Annotated in this window: 19 protein-coding genes; 4 read left to right on the top strand and 15 right to left on the bottom strand. The window is 44.6% G+C overall.

What is annotated here, in order from left to right:
* Window positions 1–7: 7 nt before the first annotated feature.
* A complete protein-coding gene (locus tag BFP72_RS11855) occupies window positions 8–1,324 on the bottom strand; it encodes an alginate export family protein (protein ID WP_099599343.1) in 1,317 nt (438 codons plus the stop codon).
* A gap of 93 nt (window positions 1,325–1,417) precedes the next feature.
* Window positions 1,418–2,308 carry a DMT family transporter gene (locus tag BFP72_RS11860; RefSeq protein ID WP_099599344.1) on the bottom strand — a complete coding sequence of 297 codons (891 nt, stop codon included), beginning with the start codon at window positions 2,306–2,308 and terminating at the stop codon, window positions 1,418–1,420.
* 185 nt (window positions 2,309–2,493) lie between these two features.
* On the opposite strand from BFP72_RS11860, the gene BFP72_RS11865 reads away from it, so the two are divergent.
* Both BFP72_RS11865 and BFP72_RS11870 read left to right on the top strand, forming a co-directional pair.
* Window positions 2,494–4,074: a PAS domain-containing protein gene (locus BFP72_RS11865; RefSeq protein ID WP_099599345.1), complete on the top strand. Its 1,581-nt coding sequence runs from the start codon at window positions 2,494–2,496 to the stop codon at window positions 4,072–4,074.
* A gap of 211 nt (window positions 4,075–4,285) precedes the next feature.
* Window positions 4,286–5,407, top strand: coding sequence for a carboxypeptidase-like regulatory domain-containing protein (locus BFP72_RS11870; RefSeq protein ID WP_099599346.1), 1,122 nt, complete (start codon window positions 4,286–4,288; stop codon window positions 5,405–5,407).
* Window positions 5,408–5,493: 86 nt separating this feature from the next.
* On the opposite strand, the gene dnaN is transcribed toward BFP72_RS11870, so the two are convergent.
* The 6 genes from dnaN to BFP72_RS11900 all read right to left on the bottom strand — a co-directional run bounded on the left by dnaN (window position 5,494) and on the right by BFP72_RS11900 (window position 11,925).
* Window positions 5,494–6,621: a DNA polymerase III subunit beta gene (dnaN, locus tag BFP72_RS11875; RefSeq protein ID WP_099599347.1), complete on the bottom strand. Its 1,128-nt coding sequence runs from the start codon at window positions 6,619–6,621 to the stop codon at window positions 5,494–5,496.
* 134 nt (window positions 6,622–6,755) lie between these two features.
* Window positions 6,756–7,682, bottom strand: a complete 927-nt coding sequence (locus BFP72_RS11880; protein WP_099599348.1) for a hypothetical protein — start codon at window positions 7,680–7,682, stop codon at window positions 6,756–6,758.
* On the bottom strand, window positions 7,679–9,358 hold the full coding sequence (gene gldG / locus BFP72_RS11885; protein ID WP_255397202.1) for a gliding motility-associated ABC transporter substrate-binding protein GldG: 1,680 nt from the start codon (window positions 9,356–9,358) through the stop codon (window positions 7,679–7,681). Before gldG ends, BFP72_RS11880 begins: the two co-directional genes overlap by 4 nt.
* Window positions 9,358–10,086 carry a gliding motility-associated ABC transporter permease subunit GldF gene (gldF, locus tag BFP72_RS11890; protein ID WP_099599350.1) on the bottom strand — a complete coding sequence of 243 codons (729 nt, stop codon included), beginning with the start codon at window positions 10,084–10,086 and terminating at the stop codon, window positions 9,358–9,360. The genes gldG and gldF overlap by 1 nt, the downstream gene beginning before the upstream one ends.
* Window positions 10,086–11,003, bottom strand: a complete 918-nt coding sequence (gene gldA, locus BFP72_RS11895) for a gliding motility-associated ABC transporter ATP-binding subunit GldA (RefSeq protein WP_099599351.1) — start codon at window positions 11,001–11,003, stop codon at window positions 10,086–10,088. Before gldA ends, gldF begins: the two co-directional genes overlap by 1 nt.
* Window positions 11,004–11,100: 97 nt before the next feature.
* Complete coding sequence (locus tag BFP72_RS11900; RefSeq protein ID WP_099599352.1) at window positions 11,101–11,925, bottom strand: purine-nucleoside phosphorylase; 825 nt, start codon at window positions 11,923–11,925, stop codon at window positions 11,101–11,103.
* Window positions 11,926–12,073: 148 nt separating this feature from the next.
* Here BFP72_RS11900 and BFP72_RS11905 point away from each other — a divergent pair, with 148 nt between their 5' ends.
* Together BFP72_RS11905 and BFP72_RS11910 are read left to right on the top strand one after the other, a co-directional pair.
* Window positions 12,074–13,075, top strand: a complete 1,002-nt coding sequence (locus tag BFP72_RS11905) for an SUMF1/EgtB/PvdO family nonheme iron enzyme (protein WP_099599353.1) — start codon at window positions 12,074–12,076, stop codon at window positions 13,073–13,075.
* Window positions 13,076–13,186: 111 nt separating this feature from the next.
* Window positions 13,187–14,980: a T9SS type A sorting domain-containing protein gene (locus tag BFP72_RS11910; protein WP_099599354.1), complete on the top strand. Its 1,794-nt coding sequence runs from the start codon at window positions 13,187–13,189 to the stop codon at window positions 14,978–14,980.
* Between the two features lie 144 nt (window positions 14,981–15,124).
* Here the strand turns inward: BFP72_RS11910 and BFP72_RS11915 are convergent, their stop codons facing one another.
* The 7 genes from BFP72_RS11915 to BFP72_RS11945 all read right to left on the bottom strand — a co-directional run bounded on the left by BFP72_RS11915 (window position 15,125) and on the right by BFP72_RS11945 (window position 22,320).
* Window positions 15,125–17,542 carry a leucine-rich repeat domain-containing protein gene (locus BFP72_RS11915; protein WP_143520053.1) on the bottom strand — a complete coding sequence of 806 codons (2,418 nt, stop codon included), beginning with the start codon at window positions 17,540–17,542 and terminating at the stop codon, window positions 15,125–15,127.
* Window positions 17,529–18,365 carry a hypothetical protein gene (locus BFP72_RS11920; protein ID WP_099599356.1) on the bottom strand — a complete coding sequence of 279 codons (837 nt, stop codon included), beginning with the start codon at window positions 18,363–18,365 and terminating at the stop codon, window positions 17,529–17,531. The genes BFP72_RS11915 and BFP72_RS11920 overlap by 14 nt, the downstream gene beginning before the upstream one ends.
* Entirely contained in the window at window positions 18,362–18,931 is a 570-nt protein-coding gene (locus tag BFP72_RS11925; protein WP_099599357.1) for a hypothetical protein, read from the bottom strand. Before BFP72_RS11925 ends, BFP72_RS11920 begins: the two co-directional genes overlap by 4 nt.
* 30 nt (window positions 18,932–18,961) lie before the next feature.
* Entirely contained in the window at window positions 18,962–19,441 is a 480-nt protein-coding gene (locus tag BFP72_RS11930; protein ID WP_143520054.1) for a nucleoid-structuring protein H-NS, read from the bottom strand.
* Window positions 19,442–19,756: 315 nt separating this feature from the next.
* A complete protein-coding gene (locus BFP72_RS11935) occupies window positions 19,757–20,515 on the bottom strand; it encodes a phosphoribosyltransferase family protein (protein WP_099599359.1) in 759 nt (252 codons plus the stop codon).
* Window positions 20,490–20,879, bottom strand: a complete 390-nt coding sequence (locus BFP72_RS11940; RefSeq protein WP_099599360.1) for a hypothetical protein — start codon at window positions 20,877–20,879, stop codon at window positions 20,490–20,492. The genes BFP72_RS11935 and BFP72_RS11940 overlap by 26 nt, the downstream gene beginning before the upstream one ends.
* Window positions 20,866–22,320: a nicotinate phosphoribosyltransferase gene (locus BFP72_RS11945; protein ID WP_099599361.1), complete on the bottom strand. Its 1,455-nt coding sequence runs from the start codon at window positions 22,318–22,320 to the stop codon at window positions 20,866–20,868. The genes BFP72_RS11940 and BFP72_RS11945 overlap by 14 nt, the downstream gene beginning before the upstream one ends.
* Window positions 22,321–22,377 lie beyond the last annotated feature (57 nt).

Consider the following 22,377-nt stretch of genomic DNA (forward strand, 5'->3'; position numbering starts at 1 on the left):
CATTAAGTTAATCCTTCTTCGAAGAATTAAAAAGCTGTGGACGAAAATCTACCATAACCCAAGCCCAGTTGTTGAGTGCCGAAGCTTCACCGGTATACCCCGTCACGACACCTTTGATCTGCTCCATCGACTCTGTAGCAAACATCTGAGAATAGCCTAAATTGACAGTCACTGCAGGGTCCAGTTTCCAAGTCATCACTAAATCGATCTCTGTACCAAGATTGCTCGAGTAGGATTGTGACACGTCATTGACATCCACGATATCTACAGGGCTCAAAAACTGGTGAATATTGGCTTTGAGTGAAGAACTTGCCCCTGTCTTCCACTCTGTCATGATACGAAAATCCAACAATCCCGTACTATTGACAGAGCCCTGCATACGATGAGGGTTGCCCACATAGAAATAATCCATGTATCCATAAAACTTGTGGTTAGATCCAAACAACGGATTGAATGAATGGTCGTTAGACGATCCATAACTTGTCCCTGACATATAGTCCACCCCCACGTTGATAGGCGTCAAATCCGTAGCATAGATCACATGTGCAGCCAACATATGTGCGGAATTGTTTTCTCCCACACGGTTCTTTCCTGTTTGCAAATAGGATTCCCCTTCTAGTTTCAATCGGTCGTTTACTTTGTAGTCCAACAACAAGGCAAAACTCTGCTGAGCGACACCACTGGAATCGATCACATTTTGGTACCCGTTGTTCAATGCCATGGCATTGACAACTAGCTTATCCAACTTTTTGGTCAACCATACATACTCCATGTGCTTGTAGTTTACCACACCGTCATAAAAAGTCCCTTGTACCAGCGTAGGCTCATAGGCATTTTGATTAAAAGCCGCTCCCACATCGATTTTCCACCCCGTCGCTTGATTCTCATAGATCAACAACAAAGCATCGTGACTCCTACCCTGTGGCTGCCAGTTCGAGCTACCAAAGAAACGTTCGTTGTGATAACGAATAATCTGTCGACCTGCTTTGAAGGATAGTTTATCTGTAAAGAAATATTGCCCCCAAGCCTCTGAAAAATGTAACGTATTGTTCTCGTCGGTTTTGTAGGGTTGATTGGTTGACCCCCACATACGTACATCCTGTGCTGTCACTTTGATCTTGTATTTTTCTTGAGTGAGCCCTACAGACAGTCGTGTTCTTTGCTCTGTATAGAAAGCAGGCCCCTCATCAGGAGCATTGAGTTCTTTGAATCCGTTTCGCAATTCGGACCGAGGTCTGATTTGAGCATCTATAACAAATTGTGCGTAAAGGTTAGAAGTGAAAGTCATGGCCAGCACCACGAGACAAATTTTGGAATAATTCATTCGATTCAACAGATTAGTTAATATGAGCCTAAAGATACAATCCTATTTTATGTTAAAAAACAGATATCTCCGTCACTTATGAGAATAATGCTTTTACTTTTTTCGTGTCACAAAATACACGCCGATGATCACCACTACCGCTCCGATCATCTGAAAAACCGTCAACCGCTCGCCCAAAAAAATCCAAGCCAATACGATCGTAGACACAGGCCCAAAACTCGCTACGATCGAGAAATCTGATGCTCCGAGTAGCTTGATCGCGTAAGATATAAGGTAGGAAGGAACAACCGTTGAAAATACCGCCATACCCAAACTCAGTCCATACACCTCCATCGGGTAATTCATCAAGTCAAAATCCCCAACGAAGCAATAATGAACGACCACACAGACACAAGAAACAATCATGGCCAGCGAAGTAAACAGCACAGGCCCTAACTTTGGAATCAACCAATCGCTCCCCACCAAGTACGACGCGTAGGTCAACGCACTCATGACAATCAAAAGTACCCCCACCACGTTGGACAATTCAGAAAATCCCGGCTCCTGAAAATACATCACCACGATACCCGCATAGGATATCATGACTGCAATCACTTGGTTCTTGGCAATCTTCTTTTTCAGAAACAACCAAGACAGAAACAAGACAATCGTGGGGTAAATGAACAAAATGATCCGCTCTAAACTAGCCTTGATATATTGTAACCCGAGAAAATCAAAATAGCTAGCCAGGTAATACCCGAGAAACCCAAACAACAACACTGCTCCAAATATCCTTGGCGTCAACTTTTCTTTCAACGCAGAAAAATTCAAAGCCGCAATCACCAGGTAAATGGGTAGAGAAAACATCATCCGAAAAAGCAACAAAGTCACAGTATCTATGCCAAAAGCATACGCCAACTTGACGACAACAGCCTTGGCAGAAAACAATACAACTCCAAGAAGGGCAATGAGAAAGCCCCAATGTTTTAGGGAAAATACAGGCATACGATTTGGTTTTGACGCGAAGTAACAATAACTGAGAATAAAGAACTACAAAAGCTCACAAATTAGAGATTCTTGAATAGTTGTTTGCTAGGTAGATTTCCTATAGATTTGAAATGAGAAAAATGTAAAGCCAAACTATCTGGTAAGCCACCAAGACTTAAACCAAACTCAGATTCGCGGCATTTATGGATTGGTATGGAATCGTCGGTTCCCTGATTAGCTTTGGGCTATTGAGTGGGGGAATGGCAATTATCTTTCAGAGATCTAAAAAAAGTATTCTTCATCGAGCTTCTATTGATAAATCTATCAATGGCCACAATCATACGGATTACGAAAACTTAAAATTGCTTCTCAAGCATGCGCAAAAAGAAGCGAAACTCGGAACATGGGAATGGGACCTCCTCACCAATGAAATCCACTGGTCAGACGAAATTTTCAACATTTTGGATCTACCTGGGAAAGTCACTCCCAATATAGAAATCATCCGAACCATCATCCACGAAGAAGATGCCGAAGAATATGACAAAACCATTCGGGATACACTAGCGGGCAAATACCCCCGAAGAATCCAATACCGCATCACTACCAAAAGCCACTATATCAAACACATCTCTGAAAAACGAGAAGTCATCAAGAATGAAGAAGGGCTTCCCGTCAAAGTCCTCGGTACGATACAAGACATCTCCAACGAAACCCAAACCACCAGCTACCTATTCAAAACCAAGAGCAACTACAAACTCCTCACTGAGACACTACCTGTAGGCATCTACCGCTCCAACAAAAAAGGAGACATCTTGTTTGTCAACCAACGCATGGTCGAAATGTTTGGCTATGATTGCATCGAGGAAATGATGCGTCATCAGACGCAAAACTTCTACCAAAGCACCGACGACCGCACGGCACTCGTGTCCCACCTAGAAAAGGAAGGGATGCTTATCGATTACAAAATCAAATTTCGACGCAAGGACGGCAGCATATTCATCGGTACAGAAAATGCACAAATAGAAGGTGATGAACTACATGGCGTCATTCAAGATGTCACCGAGAAAAGTGCCCTAGACGAAGAGAAAAACGAACTCATCACGACACTTCAAAGACAAAACGAAGATCTGGAACGATTCGCTCACATCATCTCACACAACCTCCGGTGCCCTCTGGTCAACCTAGAAGGCTTGACTCAAATCATAGACAGGACTACTCTGAGTGCTGACAACCAAGAAATCGTAGACCTCATGGTCCTCTCCACCAAAAACCTCGACATGATCATCAAAGACTTGAACAAAACCGTATCTATCCGAGACAAAAAGCACGCGCATTACGAAAAGGTAAACCTGCGGCATACACTCTCAGATGTCAAAAAAGACCTCCGAGAAGAAATAGCACAGCATAAAGCCACCATCATCACCAACATTGACATCAAGGATGAAATCCAATCCATCCCTGGCTTCATCAACAACATTCTCTACCAGATCATTGACAACTCAATCAAATTCAATCATCCAGACAGAGCCCCTGAGATCAGCATCACTTTTCATAGTACCTCTCGTAGCAACAACCTCATCGTAGAAGACAACGGCAAAGGAATAGACCTCTCACTCAACAAAGAACGTCTATTCAAACTATATGAAAAATTCGACCCGCACATGAAAGGACGAGGAGTCGGGCTATACATGGCGTACAACCACATCAATGCTCTCAAAGGAAGCATTGATATCGAAAGCCAAATCGGTCTAGGAACCACAGTCAAAATCACACTCCCCAAGTAATCCCGAGAACAACAAAATAGAAACATTTCAATATTCAGTTTAACTATTGAATCACCCGTCTTCTCTTTTCGATGAATACCCCCTATTCTATCGATAAAATCACCCTCCCGTTATTTCATTTCCACTGGTTCCTTCTTAATATTGATCTTCAATCAGCTGATCTACTTGCTACGTATTGTCTCGTAACCACTACTTAGCCAAAACTCTAGAAATGAAAAGATCAGTATTCGCTACTTCAATCCTCCTGATTTTTCTGATGTGCCCAAGATTGGGCTCAAGCGCCCCTGTCACCATACGCGGTATGGTCACCGATGCGCAGACCAACGAGCCACTCCCCTACGCCAACATCATCTATGGATCGGAGGGGACTTCAACCAATATGGACGGCAGCTTTGTACTGACGATAGACCCGCTACTGGAAGAACAAAAACTCCACATACGATACATTGGATACGAATCTCGACACATCACGCTCGATGAGATGGATACCAATCTCTACATCGAACTCGTATCCACGAGCGTGGTACTGGACGACATCATGGTTTACTCCGCCGAACAAATCATGAGTGACCTAGACGGTCACCGCCAGATCAACTACGAATATGGAGACCAGCTTCTACTTTCCTACTACAAGGAAACGGTCACTTCCAATGACGACATCTATTACCTAGCCGAGGGGATTTTTGACATCTATCTCCCGACAATCTACAGTGGAGACAAAACTGCCGTAAGCGCTCGCAAAACAAGAAAAAGAGAATTTATTGCACTAGACACCATAGAGATACCGATGATCACTGGGCACGTCAGCGACATGGTCAATGGAGCCACTCGCCGCAAGGGGAGCTTTCTGGACCCCAACCAAAGAAAGAACTACATATTCTCCAAGGAAGACTTGACGATCTATGACGGACGTGAGGTCTTCAAAATCTACTACGAACCCAAAACGAAAAAAGGAACTTCAAAAGGTGTCCTCTACATTGACTCTGAAAGCAAAGCAGTCATAAAAGCGGAATACTATCCTGTCATTGATCAGCAGAATTTTTGGACGAATGTCAAATGGACAGAAGAGTACACTCAAGTAGACGGTACTTGGTTCATCCATCGTGTCTCCTATACTGGCGAATGGAAAAGCAAGGAGAGAAGCTTTGCGTTTAATGCACTCATGGTCGTGACGGATTTTGAAGATGCAGAAGGCAAGCCAAAACTAAAAAATGAATTGTCCAACAATGCCATCTTCTTTCACGAAGCTTCGACATTTTCGGACAGTTTCTGGGGCATAGACAACTACGTACAGCTCTCCGAACACGAAAGGATGTCCTTTGCCAAAAAGTAATTACTTGACCTAACCAAAAAAAGCGAACCGCTCTGCGGTTCGCTCTCCTTTTTATCTTTTCCTCTCTTAGCTCGCTTGAGCTCTACTTATGCAGAATAATTGCTAAGCATCACTGGCATCACAAGCATCAGCAAGTCTTCGTTTTCATCTCCATCTACTGGAAAAATCAAACCTGCTTTATTGGCTTCCGAAAATTTCATGGTCACCTGCGTAGAATCAATATTGGCAAGCATTTCGATGAGGAACTTACCGTTGAATCCAATCTCGATATCGCCACCGTCATGATCACAAGACAAACGCTCGTTTGCTTCATTGGAGAAATCCAAATCCTCTGACGAAATCACTAACTCACTCCCTGCAATTTTCAGACGGACTTGATGGGTAGTTTTGTTGGCGTAGATCGCAATCCTCTTGAGCGAGCCCAACAACTCCAAACGATCAATTGTCATGGCATTGTCATTGTTTGCAGGGATCACATTTTCGTAATCAGGGAAACGCTCGTCAATCAATCGACACACCATACGGATCCCGTCAAATTTAAAAAAAGCATTCGCTACGTTGTATTCTACGTTGACATTGGTATTGGACGAAGGGAGAGTAGCTCTCAACAAAGTCAAAGCCTTGCGAGGAATAATCATACTCGACCCTGCATCCGAGGCAATATCCACTCTTCTATAGCGAATCAATCTATGACCGTCTGTCGCGACAAACGTCGTATTGGTATCTGCCAAATTCAAATATACCCCCGTCATGGCAGGTCTCAACTCATCGTTGCTCGTCGCAAGGATCGTATTGTTAATGGCATTGCCCAATACATCCGAAGAGATATTGACCGAACTCCCGTCAGACACTGTAGGCACTTTAGGAAAATCCGTCGCATTCTCACCAGCCAACTTGTATCGACCATTGTCCGAGTTGATCTCGATGCTGTAGGTATTCTCATCGATACTAAACGTCACCGGCTGCTCCGGCAGGTTCCTCAAAGTCTCCAACAAGATCTTGGAAGGCACAGCAATGTTGCCATTTTCTTTGGCCTCCACCTCGAGCTCAGTGATGATAGACGTCTGCAAATCCGATGCAGTAATCGTCAACTTGCCATCAGCAATCTCGAACAAGAAATTTTCTAGAATAGGAACAACTGGATTGGTCGTAATCACACCATTGATAGCTGCCAACTGCTTCAATAAGTATGAAGATGAAACGATGAATTTCATTGGATATAGGAATTAGTTATGTTCTAAGTAAAATGAAAATTCGCAAAAAGACACTCCTCCGAATTTGAGCCAAAGTTAATGATAAAATCCAAATAAAAAACACCTAGGTTCAAGCAATGGAAATCCTCTTCGGATTAATCCATTTGGAAGTAATCAGCAGTCACCAACAGGCTATTCAGACGCTCTTGATCGACCACTATCCTATCTCCCGATCGATTGGTCAGCAGGTAAAAACGCTCGCCCGGAATTTTGGCATACACCTCTAAATCTCTGTTCTTTCGCTCATCTATATCACGAAGTATCAACCGAGCCACAGGCATGGTCTTGGCGAGACTATCGTAGCGTGGGTAGTCCCCAGGAGTCAGATAATCATTGAGTTGAAACTTCTCCAATCCATTGATATACGTCATGAGTTGTGTCGTATCGATATGCTCCAAGGCATTGACCTTGAAAAATCGATCTTCAAAATCGATCTTCAGTGACTCCCCGTCTGCATAAGAAATATTCAATTCTTGCAAAGACCTAAAATTGGAATCGAACAATAGCCGGTCCCTCCATTGGTTGGGTGTCAACTCGAACACTCCTGACACATAATGATTGTACCCAGGGATACCCACTAGATAAACTTGGCTCAAACTCTCATCTCCAAAATAGGCCTGTGACTTGCTCAGGTCCCCGCCTGCATACCACTCATTCGTTTCACCGTTTGCGACGACACTGATTTTCTGGCCAGACTCTCGCAAGGATTTTTGGATACGCTCCAAATTCAGCTGACTGACTGGGCGCTGTACGCGCACTTGCTGCATGATCGAAAAAACCACCTTGATCAAAGCAGGATCAGCAAGCAGCGTATCATTGAGCTGCCAGCCCCCTCTTTGCCGCTGTACTTGCAACAGTCCCTGCGGACCTTGGATGACTATCGACGAAACTGAGGCTGTATCCTCTATCGCAAAAATTGACCGATCAAACGAATCTCGTTCCTCTCCATCAAAGTAGAACAATGCCGCTGACACGATGATCAACAAAGCCAATATTCCGGTGAGCTTTTGTACCTTACTCATTTGAAATTCGCATATTTTCGTTTTCTCCAAAACACTCGTAGCACACCATACACGAGCAATAGCACGATAGGCAACACCAAGTTCAACAGTTGCCAATACAGCTTTTCTTCTCCGATTTGTACTTTATCCAACGGACGTATTTTGATCTCTTTGGATTTGGATGTAATCACCCCATTTTCGTTGAGCATATAATCTAGCGCATTGAGCACAAAATCGGCGTTCGCGTACTTTTGTTGGTTGTATGGACTCAATCCCAACTCCAAAGGCTCCCCAGTCTTGAGGTCAAATTCATTGCGGATCATGTCTCCGTCTGCACATACCAGTAGTGCTGCTTCTTGCCCTTCTGCTACAAACTCTGCCTTGGACATGCCTTTGGGCAAGAGCCTATTTTTGTAAAGCGAGGTGAAATTCCCTTTGAGCAAATAGGCCACCGCTTTCGAACCCGAAGTAAAACGCTTGGGGTCCAAATTCTTTTGCAACTCATTGAACGCTACCTTGACGGGCGTGGCAGACACCATCGAGTACTGAGATGTCATGAGCAGAGGGATCTTTTCTACGCCATCTGCACGTACCGTATCGATAGTCGAAACAAACCTAGTCTGCACTACATCGAGATTTTTGGTGATTGGATGATCTCCAAAAGTGTTGATATTCGGAAAGAAAGGCCACGGCAACATCCGTATCTGAGGCTGGTCACCCGTCATCCCTGCCACGACAGGAAACTCCCCACTGAAGATATCTTGGACAAAATTGCGGTTGACACGCACACCGTATCTAAACAGCATATCATCCAACCCCAACTCATAGGGAAATGCATATGTCCCTTCCCCAGAAGCACTGTCCATATTGACACGCAATGCATCGATGAAAAACAAAGCCTTCCCTCCTTGCATGATGTATTGATCCAGCAGGTACTTTTCCTTGTCAGAAAATGTAGTCGTCGGCTTGGGTAGTATCACTGCGTCATAGACAGATAAATCTTTCTCACGCGTAGGTAAATCAATCTTGAAAACATTGTACTTGGCAGCTAAGACACCCGTCAGTCCTGCCAAATTGAGCGAATCAGGCTCCTGATGTCCAAGCACCAACCCCACGTTCTTTTTGACGTCCGTCGACAAATTGCGAATCGCACTGACTAACTCATACTCAATCCCTTCGATGGATTGATTGAGTTGCTCCTCCGCAGTAGCTCCCTGATTGCCCTTGAGCAGCAGCACGGGCAGTTCACGACCATAATAGGACACGATGGCACCTGGAAAGATAAGTTTCTCCGTCTTGTTGCCATCACGAGTATAGTTGAGATTGGTAGGTTGAAGTCCGCGCTGCATCAACGAACGAAAGTACTCGTTGCGTCCTTTGGTGCTTTTGGCGATCGACGGGTCTTTGAAACTATACTTGACCTGCTTACCCGAATAGTACTCCAGCTGATCGAGCGTCTCTTTGATGGCTTTTTGCAAACGCTTGAATCCTGCAGGCATCTCTCCTTCCAAAAACACTTCTACATATACGGGTTCTTGAAGGCTCTCCAGGACCTCAATACTCGCCTCTGATATCGAATAACGCTTTTCCTCAGTCAAATCGAAACGAAGCGGAAAACGATCCACAAGCTGATTCACAACCACCAAAACCATGAACCCAATGGCCAATTGCAATATGTTGATCAATCGATTATTCATCACCATTTTCTCGCATCCAAAATCAACTTAGTCAATAGCAGCATCCCTGCTATCACACTCAAAAAATAAACAATATCACTCAGGTCAATCAAGCCACGACTCAAAGCACCATAGTGAAACAACATGCTCGCCTGTTGTAAAAACAAAGCTGATCCTGCCCAAATATCAATTGTCGCGATCGAGTCCAAACCTGAGTAGAGCAGAAAACACAAAAACACCGCAAGCACAAAAGCCACTACTTGATTTTCGGTCACAGACGATGCAAACACGCCTATACTCACAAACACCCCGCCCAATAGCAATAGTCCAATATAGGACCCTATCGTTCCAGAAATATCAAGATTGCCCACAGGCTTGCCCAACTGATACACCGTGTAGAAATACAGCAACGTAGGCAGCACAGACAACACCACCAAAACAAAACCCGCTAGATACTTCCCAAGAATGATCTGCATGGCAGTCATCGGTCGAGTCAACAACAATTCGTTAGTTCCTGTGCGCTTTTCTTCTGCAAAAAAGCGCATCGTAATCGCAGGTATCAAAAACATAAACACATAAGGCCCCAGATTGAACAACGTACTCATGTCGGCATAGCCGTACTCCAGGACACTACTCTCAGGAAACACCCACATCAATAAACCGATGGTGGTCAAGAACACCGCGATCACAATGTAAGCGATCAGGCTATTCAAAAAACTGTTGATTTCTTTGACAAATACCGCGTACATCAGCGTTCTTGGGTTAGGTCGTGAAAGATATCCTCGAGGGACGTCCCCTCCTCTTGCAATCCCACCAAAGGCAAATTGCGGGCAGCTGCCAGTTTGAAAATGGCACTTCGTGCCTCTTCGCTATCAGCCGTCTGTAGCTTGTACACTCCACTACCCAAGCCCTCGACTTTCGTCAAAATCTCCAAGCCTGTCAGCAAAGACATATCTACATCCTCTTTGAACTCCACCCGAAGACTCTGCTCCTGCCGCACCCCTTTGGAAAACTCTTCGATCAATTGATCAGCTATGATCTCCCCGCGATTGATGAGTACCACCCGGTCACAGAGTGCTTGGACTTCTTGCATGATGTGTGAAGAAAAAATCACCGTCTTGTTTTGCGAAACCTCTTTGATCAGCTTCCTAATCTCCAATATTTGATTAGGGTCCAAGCCAGTGGTAGGTTCGTCCAAAATGAGCACTTCTGGATTGTGCAACAGGGCATGCGCTAGGCCGACACGCTGACGGTACCCCTTGGACAACTGTCCTACTTTTTTGTTTTGTTCGCGAGAGAGGCCACATTGTCTGACCACCTCTAGAATACGTGCTTTTCGTAGTGCATGACTCATCCCATAGGTCCTCCCCGAAAAATCCAAAAATTCGTGCACATACATATCCAGATACAAAGGATTATGCTCTGGGAGATAGCCTATCTTTCGCTGTGCGACCAAGGTGTCATTCGCTATATCCACTCCCGCTACAGTCACAGTCCCTTCATCGGCCTGGAGATAGCCTGTAGCGATTTTCATGGTTGTGGACTTCCCTGCTCCATTTGGACCCAAAAAACCCAAAATCTCACCTTGCTTGGCGACAAACGAAATATCATTCACTGCGCGCTGCTGGCCATAGATTTTAGTTAGATGTGCTACTACGATTGACACGATATGATTCTTGGTTTATGCTTAGAATTGCAAAACTATCATTGAAAATGACAATTTATAATTTGTCTGCTTCTTTTAACAAAAGATAACTTTCTAATCAAAGCTCATCCTGTGTGATCAATTCTCGCATGATCTCCGTCATGGCAGGCTCTGCTTTTTCTGCCGCTGCAATGATGTCCTGGATTTTCACCTTCTCGATATGTCCAGGGTAGCACAAGTCCGTCAATACTGAGATCGCAAAGACCGGTAAGCTCATCTGTCGTGCAACGATCGTTTCGGGTACTGTAGACATTCCTACCGCATCTGCCCCTAGTATCCGCAGCATCTTGTACTCCGCTCTGGTCTCAAGGTTGGGTCCATTGACTCCTACATAAACCCCTACATGTACCCGAGTCTGGTGCTGCACTGCGATTCGTCTAGCACGATCTATCAAGGTCAGGTCATAAGGCTCGCTCATGTCAGGAAACCGATCACCCAGATCGTTGAGATTTCGTCCCACTAGTGGATTTTCTGTTTGCAGATTGATATGGTCCTCGAGGATCATCAAATCGCTTTTCGCAAAATCAGGATTAAGAGCTCCTGCAGCATTAGATATCAACAGCTTTTTGATTCCCAGCAGCTTCATCACCCGAATGGGAAAAGTCACTTCCTTCATCGTGTAGCCCTCGTAGTAGTGGAAACGTCCCTTCATCGTGACTACTGGCTTGCCTCCCAACAAGCCAAATATCAACTTACCCGTATGAAACTCAACCGTCGAAATAGGAAAATGAGGGATATCCTCATAACTCAACTCCGCGACCACTTCGATATCATCAACCAAGGCTCCCAACCCCGTCCCCAGGACTATACCATAGACGGGGACCAAGTCTACTTTGGACTGTATATACGCGGTGGCTTCTTTGATTTTATTGTACTCTTCCATGGAATAATAATACACTTCGAATGTGTGAGAAAATGAAAAGCGAATATAAATCCTCTTTCGCCTAACTATGTTGTACGGGAGTATTATATCTTATATTTTGCAATAAGAACCAAATCAATATCTCTAACCAATAACTCCAAGACAGTTAATGAATCACGGTTTTCTTACGCTCTCAATTCTGTTCATTTGTTTCTCTAGCTACTCGCAAACCCTCCACCCTACAAGTAACGACCCAGGATGTTGCAGCGAAAAAACAGCTCTACCCTATACCTTCAACCCTGATGAATCTAAGGTGTTTTTTCAACTGTACGTATCAAACAAAACCTCAGAAAAAGAGGTTTTCTATGAAGGAAAGTATGATCCCTGGAAAGAAAACAAAGACAATCATCTCTACAGCCAAACCTACCTCATCCCACCGGGGAGTTTACCAATCAGTGTAGGCAAATTCTTGGATCAAACCGAAGTAGCCAACATCCACTACCAAGAATTTTTGTTCCACATCACCAAGGACTCAGCCAAATATGTAGATCGCGCCTACTATCCACAGATAGACAACAAGTTCAAAACGAAGTACTTCCTCAATCCAGAATTCTACTTTTACCCTGTGGTAGGTGTCACCTACGAAAATGCCCAAGCCTACTGCGACTGGAGGGCTGAAAAACTCAACGAAGGTCTCAAGGAGATGCTAGCTAAGCAAATCAAAAAATATCGGTACAGCGGCAGATTACCTAACGAAAAGGAATGGAAAAACATGACAGGTGCACCTGAAACTGTCGTCCTGGACAAGTATTACACGTTTGGAAAGAAGGAAACAGCTTTCTTCGAAGAGGACATTGTCAGCAGTCGATTTGCGACAGATGCCCTGCTCAAAAAAAATGACTACTACGGATACAACCACAACTTCAAAGTCGACGGAACGATTGGACTAGAGGTCGAAATCCCCTTCTACATCTACAGCTTTAGCCCTACGGCCAGTGGCTTCTACAATGTCTATGGCAATGTCAAAGAATTGGTAGAAGAAGGATACGCTATTGGCGGCAGCTTTTTGACAGAATTTTCAGCAGACGAACTTTTCTACCCAGACGAGACACAAGCTTACCGAACAGACGTAGGTTTCAGATGCTTGACGGAGGTAGCACGAAGAAAATAAATAGAACCAACAGCATATAATCCATGATTGATACCCCCATTGTTTAATCTAATACTAACCTCTACTAGGACTGAATTCACTAACCTAACCCGCATCTAACCACCTGAACTTATGAAGAAACGACTATTTTATTCACTGTACGTATTGCTCATGTCACTATGTACAACACCTGCTTGGGCACAAGCGCTTTCTACGCTATACGACAACCAAGCCACAATCACCATTGACGAATCGATGGTATCGGGCAATGCCTCCCTTTTCCAATTTGTCGTACTAGTTTCCCTCGAAGGTGTGGAAGAACTAAAAACCACATCCAATGGTGGAGAAATACAGGATCCCAACGGCTATGACATAGTATTTGCGAAAAGCCCAGACGCAGAGCTCAGTGAGATACTCCCTCATCAACTCGAATACTATGACGGCAGCAATGGAGACCTCATTATATGGGTACTCATTGACTTATTGAGCGCAACTGTAGATACAGAATTGACTCTATTTTACGGAAGAGTCTCTCCTCCGAACTACAACGACAATTCACTTTGGAACACAGCAGGATACATCGGTGTATGGCAGCTCTCAGAAACCCCCGACGGATCTGCCAATATCATAGATGCTTCTGGCAACATCAGCCCTGGCACATCCCACAACATGGATGCCTCCAATGTGGTATCGTCAGTAGTAGGCAAAGGCTATTCTTTCAACGGAGTAGACGAATACATCGCAATACCCGATGACGTCCAATTGGAACCATCTGGTTCATTTACAATCTCGTGTTGGTTTCAGGCTGGGAGTTCTCAGCCACAGGACTATGCCAAGTTGTTTTCCAAAGGAAGAACTGGAGCACCCTATGCCTCCTACACCCTAGAGATGCGCCCCAAAACTGAAGCCCCTGCAGACGCATCCAATTTCGAAGCAGAAGTAGGGTTTCAAACAGGAAGGAGCAATGGAAACTATGTACTGACAGACTCTAACAACAACGGCAAAGACGATGTAGAACCCGACGGAAATTGGAACTACTTCGCAGGGGTAATTGACGATGACGGTGGGCCGAGCATCACTCAAAAACTCTACCTCAACGGAGAACTCATCTCCTCATCTACAGAATACAGCGGTTCGGCTATTGACTTCTATACTGGCGGAAACTACCCCCTCACCATCGGCGGGTTGGTCGATGGTACCACTCCATTCAACCTGTTTCAAGGAATTATCGATGAGCTCAGAATATCCAACTTCGTCCATAACATTGACTACATCAAAACCGAAGTAAACAACACCTCCTGTTCAAACCGGTACATGACTATCTCAGGCTTCACTACGGGAGTAGTCACCTGCAACGCCGCAACGCTTCCTGTGGAATTCATCCACCTTTCGGCACACAGAGACAATCATCAAACTCGCATAGAATGGACCACTGGATCAGAAAAAAACAACGATTTTTTCACTGTAGAAAAATCATGGGACAATAAGCACTTTGAAATCTTGGGCACTGTCAAGGGAGCTGGTACCAGCACGGCTGCCCACGACTATTCCTACATAGATTATAGCAGGAATTCTGGCATTGTGTACTACCGCATCAAACAGACTGATTATGATGGTCAATATGAGTACTCCCAGTTGATCAAGGTCACTGGGGCACAGCAAAACGGTGGAGAACTATCTATCTACCCCAATCCAAGTCCAGAAAACACCTCATTGCAACTCACTCTCTCTGGACTCAAAGGCAATCAAGTACAACTCACCTTGACAAACATATCCGGTATACAGGTCCTCCACGAAGAACTGCAGAACCTCACCACTGATCGTTTCACCTACGAATTGGACACTCACCATTTGAGAGCAGGTACTTACATTCTTTCTGTGGTGAGTCAGCATCAATCCTTCGTAAACCGAGTCGTCATTCACTAATCCAAAACGCACCCCTACCCTGTTACGTGAGGGATAGCCATCCTTCAAAATTCAAAAATTGCATGACTCAAAAAAAAGCCCTGCAGTCAGACTAAATTTCTGACTGCAGGGCTTTTTGATACGCTATTGTAATGAAGCAAGTGTTCAATAATACACCACTTCACACTCTGGGTTACTGGTTTTGAAGTCATCTACAACCATTTGAAGCAATCGGGTATTGTTGCATATGAGTTTCTTGAGATTTTGCAATTCACTCAACCGACCCAATCTCCAAATCCTCGTATTGCTCACATCGAGCAGTTCGAGCTGATGCAATTCAGAGACCCCTTTGAGACTGGTAATACTCGTTCCCGAACCATTGAGTTCTTTGAGAGATGTCAGACCTTTGAGATCACTGAGTCCCCCTATTGCTGTATTCGACACATTCAAGCTCTCCAACTGAGCCAATGCCGCGATCCCCTTGAGCGACTCCAGAGGACCATTGGTACAAGTCAACTTTCGAATCCCTGTGTGTACGTACAGTTGATCCAGACTAGACATACTCACTCTATCCAAAGTCACCTCTTCCAAATTGATAAACATATTGAAAGGCTCCAAAGAAGCGACTGACATCCCTGAGACGGAGACTTCTGTCTTTTCAATCAACTGATGCAGGTGATAAGTATCGGTCTTCTCTACCCCAAAAGCCTGCTGCCACTCAGGGCTCAAGCTATCCCACCAGTTCGACAAAATATCCGTTTGGTAAATCACTACTGCCTTGGGATTGGCCTGTAGACAAGCAACTACCTCACCTGTATTGACAAAGACCCCGTCTAGATCCACGAGTTCGAGTTGACTGAGTTGGCTCAACGCCTCTATATCCTGTACCGCACTTCCTGTCAACACCAAACGACGCAACTGACGATTTTTTTCCAATCCCTTCGCACTGAGTGCTTTCAAATCCTTACCAATCAAGGTATGAAGTTCACTCATTTCAGACGTGAACGAAAAGTCTCCAAACTGATTTTGACTCACGTCCAAATATTTTATTCGATCAAATTTTTTGAGAGGAGCGGTACTCCTAAGCCCTCCCCCTGCAAGCACCAGCGAATCCCGGTTGATCAGCTTGATGATCTCCTCCTTGCCAGGATCTTGTCCTTTGAGTGTACTTTTGAGTGCGATTTTCCAATTGGCAGAGAGAGCATTCCACCACTGCATGACCTGATCACTATTGGTCACGATGAGTGTCTGAGGGTTCTTAGTCATGTAAGCCGATGCAACCTCCTCCGTCACCTGAGTATAGTCGGCATAGACCTTCTTTAGCCCGGGCAAATTTTGCAATGGGGTCAAATCTTTGACACTCGTCTCGTTGATGGTCAAGACTTCCAGTGCGGGCAAATTACTCAACCCCACCAACCCAGTGATAGGTGTTTGGGACACATTTAGCTTCACCAAATTAACCTTCCCGCCAAACACGGATAGATCATTGATGGATGTATTGGACACATCTATGGCCTCCAGTCCCTTGCAACCTACCAAGACACGCCCTTCGATCAAGGGGGTATTGGACAAGTCGATTTTGCGCAAAGTAGTCAGTTGTGCGAGGGGCGAAAAATCCTGCACCCGTGTGCCAGACAAGTTGAGCTGCTCGATGGATTTCAAACGGCCGATCGGAGTGATATCTATCACCTGAGTATTCGCCAAACTCAATTTCTTCAGTTGACCAAAATACTCCAGGGAGCCCACATCATCTATGGCCAGGTCTTCTGCTCTCAACGTATTCAAATCTCGTGCATAGCGCAACGGACTGATATCCGTAATTTGAGTCTGGCTAATGTCGACGACCTTGAGTGCTCTCAAAGCAGCCAGAGGCTCAAGGTTGAGCAACAGGTCGTTTCCCGAAAGATCAAGACTATCAATCGCTGCGATCTGGCGTAGTACTTTCTGATTGACACTATCGAAAGGCACATAGGATTTGAATACTTTGACCCAGCCATAGGACAAACTCTCCCACCAGGCTTGTAGTTCACGCTCGCGACTGACTTTGGTACTGTAGACGCTAGCGATCTTCAAGTCACCGGATTCTTCGTTGCTATTGACTTCTACAAATCTCTTTTTGATATTGTCATACGTCTCTCCTTCGAGTGTTGTCCCCGTGATGTGGTTTTCAAAAGAAACGAGATAATAGTACACACCCTCTTCCTTCTGGATCATCTCGATCTGAATATCTTCAAAATCAAAGGTGATACCTTGAAAAAAGAAGTCCACATCCCGCAAATAAGCCGTCACGTCTTTGTTGGTGATAACCTTACGGTCTTGAACCAAGTCATCCTCGATCTGCACATCTTTGTCGACGAAGACCTTCTTGAAACTCTGGGTAACAATCACTTCTTTGTCTCTCGTAGAACTTTTAGCAGAGCCCACCGAATTGAGCAAAAATTCATAAAAATTGACCAAGCTCCTCACCTCATCGAAACGAGTAGTATCGGCCAGCTGATCTTGGGACCAAGCAGGAGACATCGAAAAAGCGAGTGCAAAACACACGCTGACCCATGTAGATATACGACGTTTAGTCTTTGTCATAAATATAATCCTTCATTTGTTTTTTTTCATCCTCGTTGGCTAACGCTACAAGACTCGATATCAACCAGCCAGAATTGTAGCCTACACGGTTGAAATACGACACCCCAAAATAATAGCCTTCGATGGCAAAGAAATGAAAAGAGACATCCTTGACCGTGACAAATTGCATATTTCCTTGATTCATTTCATAAAGAAATATACTCAGGTAATCCGGCTGAAAATCTCGAGCAGTGAATTGTTCATCATGCTGATTGTTTTGAAACGCCTTGCGTAGTGTCATAAACTCCAACTCATGACTCATCGGATGAAGAAACTGCTTGGTCTCTGTGGTATCCTTGTCAAATTTGCTCTTGAACACCTCAAAAGCCACATCATCAATGATCCATTCGTATCCCTGTCCCTGCTGCTGCAGCTGCATATAAAGCACACCAGGGACTTCTTTGCCTCGGTAGCGAAATGTAGCATGCACCTCTGCCACCCAATCATCGGTATGAAAATCCAAAAACTGAGGGGCCTTCTTGTCGGTGATCTGACGTACAAAACCATCCAAATCTTGGCGACTAAACTGCCCTGTCTTGGTATCGAAGAGTACAGGCATGTATTTGCGTCTCAGGTTCGAATCACGGTACTGCTTATCATTGGCATAGTAGCGTCTCCCTTCTTCACTCTCCTCTCCGTTGAAACGGCGAAAAAATTGATTGACCTGTTTGGTCGAAGCGTTGAGTTGCTCCTGTGTGTCACGCATCTCATCGGTCATCCCACTTTGGGCGACCGATGATCCAATAGTGATGAGGGTGAATATTGCGAAGAATACGTATCTCATGCAGATGTCTCTGTTACACGAATATCACCCAAGAGCACATCCCAAAACTCGATCACACGACCGGCGATCTGAGTCTCCTTTTTCTTGACGAATATCGTAATATCCTTTTTGGTGGTATCTTTGTAATTGAGGCTACCGTCTTTGGAAGTCCCTTCGAATCGCTGATAAACGGTAATCACCCCTACAAAAGTCCCGTCAGGCTGCTGCTCCAAATCACTGACATAGTGTATGTCGTACCATTTGATTTTCACTTTGTCATAGTTGAGTGCCATCAATCGCTCAAAATAGGCCCTCACCTTAAAATACGCAATCTCCTCACTACCCAGAGTCGAAACGCCCATCTCGCTATCCTCAGCAAACAACTCTTCGGCTCGGTCCATGACGCGTTTAGCCTCAGAAAACTGCGTGTCCTTGCTCCCAATAATGCTGATGTATTTGCTCAGGTCTTTGACTTTCTCCAATGCGAGAGAATCAATCGCCTGCTTTCTACTTGGGTCTATCGTACTTTGTGCAAATGCGCCTACCGACAGGAACAAAAACGCGAATAATGCGGTGTATTTTATCATTGTCATAATTTTGAATTCAATATGGTGGAATTATTTCTTGAGTACTAGTTCTTTGATGTTGCCGTCAGTATCATAGACGATTTCCTCGATTTCTGTGTTGTTATTCTGTGTATCCTTGAGGTAATGCAGATAGTTCTCAATTGTCGTGGGCTCGTCGTAGCTCGGACTACCGTCACCTTTGTAGATGACAATCAACACAGGAGCATCTCCATCACTAAACATGGTCAGTGCCTCATCTATGCTGGCATTGGCCGAATCGGTAGTAGAAGAAGTAGCAATCGCATCAAAATAATTGGTCAAACGCTCCTCCTTGGTCAGTTTTTTGGGGGCGGGTGCTTCGATCACCTCTGGCTCTGGCTCTGGTTCTGGCTCAGGAGCAACTGTCGTGACCACAGGGACATCCTCGGATTTAGTCAACTTCTTCTGACTTTTGCATGACGAAAAGCCAATAACTATGGCCATCAAAACAGCCATCGGCCAATACGGAAATGTAGGAATATGCTTACTCATTGGTGTTGCGTTATTAATGTGGAAATAATACTTGATTTTCTTACTCGATAAATTTACGGTATCGTGTTGAGCAAATAACGTTCCAGTTCCAATAAGCACGTCGATTTCGCAGAATATTATCTCGAAAGAGAACAAAGTACACTCCACTATGAGAAAAAACTTCTCTAATTGAGAGGATGGATGAAACCTAGATCACCAATGAAAGAAGCCCTCCACCCAAACGGGAGTAGAAGGCTTCCTCTTCTAGACGAGGCTCGATGCACAGTACCTTCCCAATTCATAAAAGTACCGAGTGACATTGTCTCACCGATACGGTCATACCACTTTGTACTGGGTGACAAACTCATCCTCAATATCTTGGTAACTATTCGTACAGTAGATATGGTCAATACTTTCCTTGAGTTCATCAAACCCATAGTTGAACTGGGCATGTGTGACATATAAAAACACTTTGCTCGCTCCCTGTTGCTTGAGTGCGGCAGCCAAAAGCTTGAACGTGCGTCCTCCATCAGCCAAGTCATCTACAATCAGACACTCTTTGTCCTTCACCTCTCCTTGGATGCTGATAGACGGCACACCATTGATCCTCACCTTATTGGAAGGTACCAAATCGGTAGCCAATCGTTCGGCTATCTCATGAGTCTGTTTGTAGGCTCCTGCATCAGGACTGACGAGCACGGGTTTCCCTATGTCCTGGCAGGCTTGCTCTACATACGAAAAATGACTCAGCGCACATGCATTTTGGATGAGAGCCAAAGAAATCGGGCTATGTGGGTGCAAAATAGATACCCGATCAAAACACATGCTATTGATGAATCGAGCGATCACTTTGAGATCAAAAGACTCGTGCTCGTGAAATCTACGGTCAGAGCGCTGACCAATCAAACAGTACAAAGTCAAGGTAGACACTGCTCCTTTATGGAGTGTGTAATCAGCATCCCAAGCCTCTTTGATGGTCGCTACACGAAACAAGTCTTCATAACTATTGCCTCGTATTTTGACATCTAAATCTCCCCCTTCAGTGATTTTGGCTGTCACCTGTCCGTCTTTAAACTTCTTTACTTCGTATTTCATCTGTCAGTCTTTTTAGCATTTGGTACGCTTCGGATAGTCCAGCTCTATCGTCTAGCAAAACATTGTAATAGATTTTTCTCGTGTTCGTCAAAGGGTTTTCATTGACCAGGTCAAATGGAATACCTCGGGCATTCAAATCCTCCTTGACCCCTTCCAATCGCTCTCCTTCGTTGGCAGTAAACAAAATCAAGGTAAACCCTAGTGATTTGCATACACGCAATAGATCCACAATTTTATCATACTTGATCCCCCAATCGTGATAATCAAAAACAGTATTGTCATAATCGTATGCTACGAAAAGACTACCATGCTGTAGGTAATCTCTTCGTAACCTATCGTAATAATCAAATTCAAAGACATCCATTGACTCGATCTCTTATTTCCTGTAGGGTGACAGAGTGCTCAAATCTACCATTCTCATAGATCACTCGTAGTTCACCTTCACGCTCCTCTGCTTCTGTGACTTGATCGACAAGGACATATTCCCCATCTACTCTATCAATTTTCACTAGTCCTTTCGCAGACTTCTTTACACCATCATCTGTGATTGGATCTTTGAATATCTCCCTTCGCTCACCATCTACTACTACAGAAGTCGCCTTCATCGCAAAACCATAGGTGTCCCGTGTATTGAATTGGTATGTAAAAGAGCCGATGCCTAGTACTACGTTTGTACTTGCAAAGCCCTTGTCATGTAGACGTTGGCATATCTGCTCTGCTCTCTCGGTGGTGATACTGTCTCCATAAATCGCTCCGATATGAGGATCGAGAACCTTGAATCCTTGGGCATTGGTAGTTCCTCCAAACACATCCCAAAGAATTTCGATTACACCTCGCCCCATGGCAGTCTGCCCTCCCAATGTTCGGCTTTCCCCACAGATGATATCGACTGGATCACCACTATCAGGACGTATGACGAGTTTCCCATCCCTAGCCAATACCTCCTTCTTGAGTGCAGGCAGGTACTCCGTGACGACTTTCCACAAGTCCCATGTATCACTGACCACAGACAGAATCCCTGTAGGATATGTCTGCATCAGGTATCTAAAAGTTCCTATTTCATCATCCTTGGTCCCTGCACACATCACAGAGTGCTCAGTGGCATTGACAGAGCCAACTACAAAACCCTCCGCTCCATAGTATTGCCTCAATCCACTGATCACAGGCAAGGTATCAGAACCCAAAAACACACTGGCGTGTCCCATTCCAGAAGCGACTGCACTTTGCAATCCACCCATTCCTCTCATAGAGAAGTCATGCCCTTGAAAATCAACAAACCCGAGATTATCAGGATCTGTCAGGCTTGCCCATTGCTTGAATATTCGCTTGTATCTCAATGCGATAGACGCAGAAGTCATCGGTAGCCACAGCATCGTAGACAATATAGTCTCCAAGAAATTCGTCACCCAATAAAATTCCTTCTCCGTATTGACAACAGTCAGCATAGGTACACGAACTGGCACTTCAACCCCCTCAGGCAGTGACTTGACACGAATCGGCAAATACTGCAAGTCATGCAGCTGCTCAAAATGAGTCACATCGTAATCCGTACCCAAATATAGAGACAACTCCTTCCTTATTTCTTCACAAACTTCACTCTTGGGTCGTGAAAAGAAATGGTCTTGAAAATAATCATGCAACCACTGGATCACATATTGTTGACCAAATGACAATACTTTTTCACAACCACTTGGAGCATATTTATTGCTGCGTGGCGTCCAATTAGAATAAACCTCCTCGGTCCCCTTAGGGTATTGCTGGTGATGCCCAGTCTTGTACCCATCTGTTAATAATAATGCATTCATTGTCGTATGTTTATTGGTTGTTTGCGTAATAATGACACAAACATAATACAGCGTCAT

Source organism: Reichenbachiella sp. 5M10, from assembly GCF_002742335.1.
GTDB lineage: Bacteria > Bacteroidota > Bacteroidia > Cytophagales > Cyclobacteriaceae > Reichenbachiella.